Origin of the sequence: Exobacillus caeni (assembly GCF_005747095.1) — a bacterium.
In the GTDB taxonomy this organism is placed as follows: domain Bacteria; phylum Bacillota; class Bacilli; order Bacillales; family Guptibacillaceae; genus Exobacillus; species Exobacillus caeni.
Map to the genome: position 1 here is coordinate 42,100 of NZ_SWLG01000024.1, position 9,047 is coordinate 51,146.

The 9,047-nt window shown below is 43.0% G+C and carries 6 protein-coding genes, 1 rRNA gene and 2 riboswitches; all 7 genes read left to right on the forward strand.

All coding sequences use genetic code 11. The annotated features are described in order from the left end of the window. Nucleotides 1-76 precede the first annotated feature (76 nt). A complete protein-coding gene (locus FCL54_RS21285) occupies nucleotides 77-532 on the forward strand; it encodes a DUF2231 domain-containing protein (RefSeq protein WP_138129201.1) in 456 nt (151 codons plus the stop codon). A gap of 222 nt (nucleotides 533-754) precedes the next feature. Continuing rightward, nucleotides 755-1,729: an AAA family ATPase gene (locus FCL54_RS21290; RefSeq protein WP_138129202.1), complete on the forward strand. Its 975-nt coding sequence runs from the start codon at nucleotides 755-757 to the stop codon at nucleotides 1,727-1,729. Then, on the forward strand, nucleotides 1,726-2,985 hold the full coding sequence (locus FCL54_RS21295) for a DUF58 domain-containing protein (protein WP_138129203.1): 1,260 nt from the start codon (nucleotides 1,726-1,728) through the stop codon (nucleotides 2,983-2,985). The genes FCL54_RS21290 and FCL54_RS21295 overlap by 4 nt, the downstream gene beginning before the upstream one ends. Further along, nucleotides 2,972-5,146: a DUF4129 domain-containing transglutaminase family protein gene (locus FCL54_RS21300; RefSeq protein ID WP_171016960.1), complete on the forward strand. Its 2,175-nt coding sequence runs from the start codon at nucleotides 2,972-2,974 to the stop codon at nucleotides 5,144-5,146. The genes FCL54_RS21295 and FCL54_RS21300 overlap by 14 nt, the downstream gene beginning before the upstream one ends. Before the next feature lie 38 nt (nucleotides 5,147-5,184). Then, nucleotides 5,185-5,286, forward strand: a riboswitch (purine riboswitch). Nucleotides 5,287-5,428: 142 nt separating this feature from the next. Then, on the forward strand, nucleotides 5,429-6,967 hold the full coding sequence (guaA, locus tag FCL54_RS21305) for a glutamine-hydrolyzing GMP synthase (protein ID WP_138129210.1): 1,539 nt from the start codon (nucleotides 5,429-5,431) through the stop codon (nucleotides 6,965-6,967). 88 nt (nucleotides 6,968-7,055) lie between these two features. Beyond that, nucleotides 7,056-7,157: riboswitch (purine riboswitch) on the forward strand. Between the two features lie 142 nt (nucleotides 7,158-7,299). Continuing rightward, nucleotides 7,300-8,595, forward strand: coding sequence for an NCS2 family permease (locus FCL54_RS21310; RefSeq protein WP_138129205.1), 1,296 nt, complete (start codon nucleotides 7,300-7,302; stop codon nucleotides 8,593-8,595). A gap of 356 nt (nucleotides 8,596-8,951) precedes the next feature. Further along, nucleotides 8,952-9,047: ribosomal RNA gene (locus FCL54_RS21315) — 16S ribosomal RNA — on the forward strand; the annotation flags it as partial.

The window sequence follows — 9,047 nt, forward strand, 5'->3', positions numbered from 1 at the left end:
TCTCTGTTTTATTTTTCATGTTCTTTTCAGATTTCTCTTCTATAATGGGAATGATAAATACAAAGGAGTGGATAACATGCTTGCTACACCATTACACCCACTGTTGGTTCATTTTCCAATTGCTTTATTATTCATCGGTACGATCACGGAGATCATTGCGCTTTTCAAAAAAGAATTCTTTAATAAGGCGAGTTTATATTTGATAGGGATAGGCTGGATTACAGGTGTGTTTGCTTATCTGTCAGGAGAAGGGGCGGAAGAATATGCAGAAAGATATCTACATAGTGATGTCCACTCGTTGGTTGAAGTCCATGAGACATTCGCTCTTATAACCCTGGTCGCTTTCGGCGGTTACCTTGTCCTTAAATTGTGGAGCTTATGGAAGGGCTCCCCGAAACCTTTTTCTTATCTGATTATATTAGTCGCTCTTGCTGGGGTAGTTACATTATCAGTTACCGGCCATTATGGAGGTAAAATGGTATACCCTGATTATCAAAATTCTAATGGTGAGGTTATAAAAGATACAAATTAAACCGGAAGATAAGCTTGCATAGATCTTTTTGACTATATATTAATTGAAAAAACTTGGAAAATCCTATCTCTGATATACAGGGATAGGCCTTTTTTTGTTAAAATAGGATAGAGTATTCTGAAATTTTTCCTATTGAAATAAAGAGATTCGTTAAAAGTTGTCGAATTACTTAGCTTACAGGTTATAAAAGAAGCTACTAGGATAAAGATGGGGGATTATAGAATGAAATCAACTTACGAGTTTGACACGTACCAGCCGACTGTGCAAAAAGTCATAGATAATATTGAAAAAGTAATCGTAGGTAAGAGGGAAGTAACCGAATTAAGCATTGTTGCCCTTTTATGCAGCGGACACGTATTGCTTGAAGACGTACCCGGTGTAGGTAAGACGATGATGGTCAGAGCCATCGCTAAGTCTGTTGGGGCGAAGTTCAACCGTATCCAATTTACTCCTGACCTGCTGCCATCCGATTTAACAGGGGTCAGTATCTATAACCAGCGTGAAATGCAATTTGAATTCCGTAAAGGCCCATTGCTTGGAAACCTCGTTTTAGCGGATGAAATTAACCGTACATCTCCAAAGACACAGTCTGCGTTGCTTGAGGGAATGGAAGAGGGCAGCGTAACCGTTGACGGCGAAACGCATATCCTTCCGAAGCCATTCTTTGTTATGGCTACCCAGAACCCGATTGAATATGAAGGAACGTATCCGCTTCCAGAGGCGCAGCTGGATAGATTCCTTTTGAAAATGAAGATGGGTTATCCAACTCCGGAACAGGAACTGGAAGTATTGAACAGGACCGAGCACGAGCATCCGATCGATCAACTTGACACGGTGCTTGATATCGATGATTTATTAGACATGCAATCGAAGGTAAAAGAAGTTTATGTAGAAGAGTCTGTTAAGCGCTACATCGTTGATATCGTGAACCGTACAAGGAGTAACCGTTCTGTCTATCTCGGAGCAAGTCCGCGTGGTTCACTCGCATTGATGAAGACTGCCCAGGCATATGCGTTTATGCATAACAGGGACTACGTGATTCCGGATGATGTGAAGTACCTTGCTCCATTTGTTTTATCGCATCGGATCATCTTAAAATCAGAAGCGACATTCGAGGGAATTCAGGCTGAACAGATTATAGGTGAGATCATTCAGCGGGTCCGTGTGCCGCTTAGAAGAGAAGAGAGGGTTAAATGAGAAAATTTCGTTTCGGCCAAAACCGAATCCTAAAGTTTATTTTCCTGCTTATCCTTGTTTTAAGCACATTTGCTTATGCAATGTTCCAGGGAGGATTCGTCAGCTGGTTTTTGTTTTACAGTTTTATCCCTCTTGTCGTCTATACGTTTTTCTTATTGTTTTACCCGATGTCCAATCTCGAGGTCGAGCGGGAAGTGAAAGTCGGAGAGCTGACAGAAGGACAGGAGCTAGAAGTTACGATTCGAATCACAAGAGAAAACATGTTCCCGCTGTTTTACCTTATTGTGCAGGATGAATTGCCGAGGCGATTAAGAAGCCTTGCGACCGGAAGCGGCGACCACTACCAAAAAGGAGCGCTCGCGCTATTGCTTCCTATGTTTAAAAAACATCTTTCTTTTACTTATAAAATTAAGGCTATGCCTCGAGGCGAGTATTATCTTGATGCTATCTCCTGCAAAACGGGAGATATGTTTGGATTTGTGCAGAAAGAGCGCACCATTAACAGCGAGCATGCCGTTTATGTTTTGCCTTCCTATCAGGAATTGAACTGGGTTCCATATAAGCGTAACCTATCAGGGTCGAAGCAATCCTCCAGACAGGCAAACTTTGATGTCACGACTGCCGTCAGTGTGAGAGAGTATGTGCCGGGGGATAAGTTGTCCTGGATTGACTGGAAAGCGACGGCCAAATCCAACAAGTTATTAACCAAGGAGTTTGAGCGCCAGATCAGCCAGGATTTCATGGTGTTCCTTGACCGAACGAAGGTTCACTACCAGGAGGAAGATTCGCCTCTGTTTGAAAGAGCAGTTCGTTTAACCGCTTCGATTGCAAATGCTGCATTGAACCAGAACTCGATGCTCGGGCTTGTGTCGGCAGGAAAGGATTATTCCGTCCTATCGGTTAATGGAGGGAAAGCGCAGAAAAGAAGGATTTTTCATCATCTGGCTAAAATATGGGCGGATGGGCAAACGCCTTTTTCTACAATCATTAAAAGGGAGGCCCATCATTTTCCAGCGGGAACAGGGATGATCGTCATCAGCCCGTCTCTTGAGAAATCTTTGACTGCAGTGTTGCAGGAGCTTGTATCCAGGAAAGTCCAGGTCGAATTTTTCTACATTAGCGATAACACGTTCCGCTCTCTTGATGACCAAAACGCATTGATGCGGCTTAGAAAATACGGCGTCCATGTCTTTGAGATAGCGGGCAATGACTTCAACGAGGCCTTAAAGGCAGGTGGCAATCGTGCAACAAGTTAATCGAAATATGGATTGGGCCAACTCTCTATTGTTATACGCCCTTGGGTTCCTATTGTTCTGGGAGTGGCTCAGGCCGTTAACCGTGATTACAGATACAAACCAGACGGAAATATTCATTTTATTCACAGCATTTCTGTTTTTGCTGTCTTATTTTCAGATGCCTGTCTGGATTTCCATTCCTTTAAAAGCAGTCGCATTGCTGTATTCGATCCATGCCCTGTTTTTCCCGGGCTCCTTTTTTGACAGGGAATGGCTCGATTATTTGATTTCCGATTTTATACGCAATACCGGTTTTGTGTTTGATGCGAATTGGAACAGCTTATCCAGCGTATACAGGACGCTTTTGTTCTTTATTTTGTTATGGTTGATCAGTTATTTGATGCAATACTGGCTCATCCAGACGAGAAGAATCTTTTTGTTCCTTCTTGTGACGATCGTGTATATAACGGTGATCGATACGTTCACAGCCTACAGTGCGGAAACGGCAATCATTCGTATCGTCGTCATTGGATTCGTTTTGTTGGGATTATTGCAGATTCTAAGAATACAGGAACAGGAAGGAGTCATTTTTGATAATGCGCGCTTTCCGATCCACTGGCTAGTGCCGCTCGTTCTTGTCATTGGCTTTTCTTCCATGATCGGTTATGTCGCACCAAAAGCAGACCCACAGTGGCCGGACCCTGTTCCGTTTATTAAAAAGACCGCGAACGTATACGAGGAAGACAGCGGAAGGAAAGGGAACTTCGTCAGCAAGATCGGCTATGGTGAAGATGATAGCCGCCTCGGCGGTCCTTTCATTATGGATGAGACGCCGGTTTTTCAGGCCGATATCGATGACATCCATTACTGGCGTGTTGAAACAAAAGATATTTACACAGGAAAAGGCTGGGAAACATCCGATAATACTTCTATTTACATGGAAGGCGGTACCCAGCGTCTGTACGATGGAAGTGTAGAAACCGAAGAAAAACAGGCTAAAGTTATGCCGACTGGTGAAGAAAAGTATCCATTTATCATTCACCCGGGCCAGACTAATGAAGTGATACCAGATCGGGAAAACGTGGAGCTTAACGAAAATAAAGTAACAGGCAAAATAACAACGAAAAGCCTTGGAGAGGAAATCGTCTTAGACGAATACACGCTGAAATACGATTCGCCTACTTTTTCGGAAAAAGAACTGCGCGAAAGCGGACAGGAGTATCCTGACACTGTTTCAGGCCAATATTTGCAACTGCCTGATTCGCTTCCCGGAAGAATCAAGGACCTTGCAGAAGAGATAACCAGTGAAGAGACGAATGCGTATGATAAAGCCAGAGCTATCGAAAACTATTTTATCGGAAACGGTTATGTGTATGAAACGAAGGATGTCGCTGTACCGGCGAAAGATGAAGACTATGTCGATCAATTTCTTTTTGAGACAAAGATGGGCTACTGTGATAACTATTCCACTTCCATGACGGTTATGCTCAGAAGCATCGGTATTCCGGCTCGCTGGGTTAAAGGGTTTACCGAAGGCGAATTCGTAGAACCTGCGGGAGAGTTCAGAAGATATGAAATCAAGAACTCCAATGCCCACTCCTGGCCAGAAGCATACTTCCCTGGCGTTGGCTGGGTACCGTTTGAACCGACAAGGAGCTTTACGAACAGGGCTGATTTCGTTCGGGACTATAACATGGAAAATAATACAGATACAGAAATGCCGACTCCGGAAAAGCCAGAAGAAAAGCCAGAAGAAGATCTGCAGGCGAACTCTGAAAACGACAGCTCAAGCGGATTCTCTTTTTCCTTCACCTGGACGAAATGGCATACATTGGCACTGGTGGCACTGTTGGTCGTCCTTGTATATATCTTGTTTAAAAACTACAAAAAATTATTGAAGAGATTTGTGCTTTTCCGGTTTAATCGAAGAAAAGACAGTGATGCATTCAGCGATGCTTATCTTCGATTGCTGTGGCTGCTTGATAAGCACGGCATCAAGAAAGGGCAGGACCAGACCTTGAGGGAATACGCAGTAGAGGTCGACAGGGCCCTTGGAACCAGTGATATGAAAACTTTAACGAAGAATTATGAACGAACTTACTACCGAAATGAACCATCTTCTTCCTCTTGGAATGATTTGCGTAAATTATGGGAAAATTTAATAAGTAAGTTACAATCTTGACCGGTATAACGCGGGTTGATAGAATGTATCCATAGTTTAAGCGAATTAGAATGTTCCTTCATATATCCTTGAGAATACGGCTCAAGAGTCTCTACCGGATCACCGTAAATGATCTGACTATGAAGGCAGAAGATAGTTTGTTCGAAAACTAGAATTCTGCCTTTATACAGGTGGATTCTAGTTTTTTTTAATAGTGAAGTTCTTTTCGCATAAAAGCACAGCTTCCGAAAATAATAGAGGCAGGAGTTCCTGTTTAGGATAGGAGAGATTAAGATGGAAAACATGTTGCAAGAGCAAGAATTAGTAATCGTGTTGGACTTTGGCGGCCAGTATAACCAGTTGATCGCACGAAGAATTCGTGACCTGGGTGTATACAGTGAACTGCACCCAAACACTATCACAGCAGAAGAGATCAAAGAAATGAATCCAAAGGGGATCATTTTCTCTGGGGGGCCTAACAGCGTATACGGCGAAGGTGCGCCGCGTTGTGATGAGCGAATCTTTGATTTAGGTATTCCGATTCTTGGAATTTGCTATGGCATGCAGTTGATGACTGTCCATTTTGGCGGGCAAGTGGAACGGGCTCGCCATCGTGAATATGGAAAAGCCCTGTTAACTGTTACACACCAGTCTCCTTTATACGCTGGACTTCCTGACGAACAAAGTGTTTGGATGAGCCATGGTGATCTTGTCGTTGCTCCTCCTGAAGGATTTGAAGTTGCTGCCAATAACCCATCATGCCCTGTAGCGGCGATGAGCGACCCATCCAGAAACCTTTACGGCGTTCAATTCCATCCGGAAGTGCGCCATACCGAGCATGGAATCGAACTGTTGAAAAATTTTGTCTTTAACGTATGTGAATGTAACGGCAACTGGTCCATGGAAAACTTTGTAGAAGAACAGATCAAGACAATCCGTGAAAACGTCGGGAACAAAAAGGTGTTATGTGCGTTGAGCGGAGGCGTTGATTCCTCTGTCGTTGCTGTACTAATCCATAAAGCGATCGGCGACCAGCTGACATGTATTTTCGTAGATCACGGGCTGCTTCGAAAAAATGAAGCGGACAGTGTCATGAAAACATTCGGCGAAGGCTTTGATATGAACGTGATCAAGATCGATGCGAAAGACCGTTTCCTAAATAAGCTAAAAGGCGTAAAAGACCCTGAGAAGAAAAGGAAGATTATCGGGAACGAGTTTATCTATGTGTTTGAAGAAGAATCAGAAAAGCTGGAGGACATGTCTTTCCTTGCTCAGGGAACGCTTTACACAGATATCGTGGAAAGCGGAACTGCAACTGCCCAAACGATCAAATCGCACCATAACGTTGGCGGCTTGCCTGAAGAAATGAAACTGGATTTAATTGAACCGCTTAACATGCTATTTAAAGATGAAGTGCGAAAAGTAGGAACAGAACTCGGAATTCCAGATGAAATTGTCTGGAGACAACCGTTCCCGGGACCTGGTCTTGGAATCCGTGTTATCGGTGAAATAACAGAAGAAAAATTAGAAGTTGTTCGGGAATCTGACGCGATCCTGCGTGACGAGATTAAAAAAGCAGGCCTCGACCGCGAGATCTGGCAATATTTCACGGCGCTTCCTGACTTCCGAAGTGTTGGCGTCATGGGGGATGCGCGTACCTATGACTATACAGTGGGAATCCGTGCGGTAACTTCCATTGACGGCATGACATCCGATTGGGCACGTATTCCGTTTGATATACTTGAGAAAATCTCTACTCGTATTGTTAACGAAGTAGATCATGTTAACAGGGTCGTGTATGATATTACTTCAAAACCGCCTGCAACAATCGAGTGGGAGTAAAACACGAACGAATAAATTATTTTATATATAAATGTTCGGATTTATTATTGACCTTTATGATCCTTGCTGATACAATGTTCCATGTGAGAAAAATTATATCGAAATCCGTCGTATAATATCGGGAATAAGGCTCGAGAGTTTCTACCAGGCTACCGTAAATGGCTTGACTACGAGGGGACAGGACAATAAACGGCAAGGAAGCGTTAAGCTCATCTTGTTATTTGTTTTCCTATTTCCTAATTAAACGTAGTAGCTTCGGGTAGATTAAGCCTGAAGCTACTTTTTTATTTTAGAGCTGAAAACCAGGTGTACGGGTAAAGGGGGAAAATAGAATGGAACGTTATTTTCGTTTTCAGGAGAATGACACAAACATTCGAAAAGAATTTATAGCCGGGTTAACAACCTTTCTATCAATGGCATATATCTTATTTGTCAATCCTGCTATCTTAAGTGATGCTGGTATGGACCAGGGGGCTGTTTTTACAGCGACCGCGGTGGCTGCAGCAGCCGGAACATTAATAATGGGTGTGCTGGCTAACTATCCGATCGCGCTTGCACCGGGAATGGGATTAAACGCATTCTTTACGTATTCGGTAGTGACAGTAATGGGAGTACCGTGGGAAACGGCACTCGCGGGGGTAATGGTATCTGGACTTGTTTTTATTCTTATTACACTTTTAAAAGTAAGGGAAACAATCATCAATGCTATACCACAGGAATTAAAATATGCAGCTGCATGTGGAATCGGGCTTTTCATTGCATTTATCGGTTTGAAAAATGCCGGAATAGTCGTACAAAGTGACGCTACCCTTGTTATGCTGGGTGATCTCCTTTCCGGTCCAACTTTACTTGCTGTCTTTGGACTAGTGGTTACAGTTATCTTAATGGTTCGAAATGTTAGAGGCGGAATTTTCTACGGAATGGTCATCACCTCAGTCGTCGGAATGATCTTTGGTTTGATCGGCCTGCCTGATGGGATCGTCGGATCTGTACCTAGCCTTGAACCTACATTTGGAGCAGCGTTTGGGCATCTTGATGAAATTTTCACCGTTCAAATGCTAGTAGTTGTTCTTACGTTCTTGTTTGTCGACTTTTTTGATACAGCCGGAACACTTATGGCTGTTGCAACGCAGGCTGGACTAATGAAAGACAATAAACTTCCAAGAGCCGGAAGAGCTTTGCTCGCGGATTCATCTGCTACCGTTATCGGAGCAGCACTTGGAACATCAACAACCACTGCTTACATTGAATCATCATCAGGAGTTGCCGCTGGCGGAAGAACTGGATTTACTTCAGTTGTTACAGCTGGATTCTTCCTTCTAGCATTGTTGTTTTCTCCGCTTTTATCTGTAGTTACTGCTTCAGTAACTGCACCTGTATTGATTATTGTAGGAGTCCTAATGGTTTCTGTACTCGGGAACATCGATTGGAAGCGATTTGAAATCGCGGTTCCTGCGTTCCTTACAATCATCGCAATGCCATTAACATACAGCATCGCAACCGGTATTGCGCTTGGCTTCGTGATGTATCCGATCACAATGCTAGTAAAAGGGCGCGGAAAAGAAATACATCCTATTATGTATGCATTGTTCTTTATCTTTATAGCTTACTTTGCTTTTCTTGCATAAAAACAGTTTCTTATCGGGGCAGCTTTTGGCTGCCCTTTTTTTATTTCGATTTTCCCTCTCTAGAATCAAGCAGATATGCTTATAAAAAGATAATGGTCGAAGATGTTTGCTTATATCCTGTATTTCCTCAAAAAAAGGTATTGACGATAGAGTTACGGTCTAGTAAGATAGTTGATGTTGCTTCACAACAAAGAAGTGGCGCACAAAAACATTTTAAAAAGTTGTTGACATCGTTTTTGATGCTGTGTTATATTAATAAAGTCGCTGTTGACGACAATGTTTTGAATAAATTGATCTTTGAAAACTGAACAAAACGCCAAGCGAATTAAGCTTTAAAGCTAGATTGAACTTATCTTTTATCGGAGAGTTTGATCCTGGCTCAGGACGAACGCTGGCGGCGTGCCTAATACATGCAAGTCGAGCGAAGAGATGGGAGCTTGCTCCCTGATCTT

Excerpts from the sequence above, each read along its gene's own strand:
- FCL54_RS21285 (WP_138129201.1), top strand. The coding sequence starts at position 77 with ATGCTTGCTACACCATTACACCCACTGTTGGTTCATTTTCCAATTGCT.
- guaA (WP_138129210.1), top strand. The coding sequence starts at position 5,429 with ATGTTGCAAGAGCAAGAATTAGTAATCGTGTTGGACTTTGGCGGCCAG.
- FCL54_RS21295 (WP_138129203.1), top strand. The coding sequence starts at position 1,726 with ATGAGAAAATTTCGTTTCGGCCAAAACCGAATCCTAAAGTTTATTTTC.
- FCL54_RS21310 (WP_138129205.1), top strand. The coding sequence starts at position 7,300 with ATGGAACGTTATTTTCGTTTTCAGGAGAATGACACAAACATTCGAAAA.
- FCL54_RS21290 (WP_138129202.1), top strand. The coding sequence starts at position 755 with ATGAAATCAACTTACGAGTTTGACACGTACCAGCCGACTGTGCAAAAA.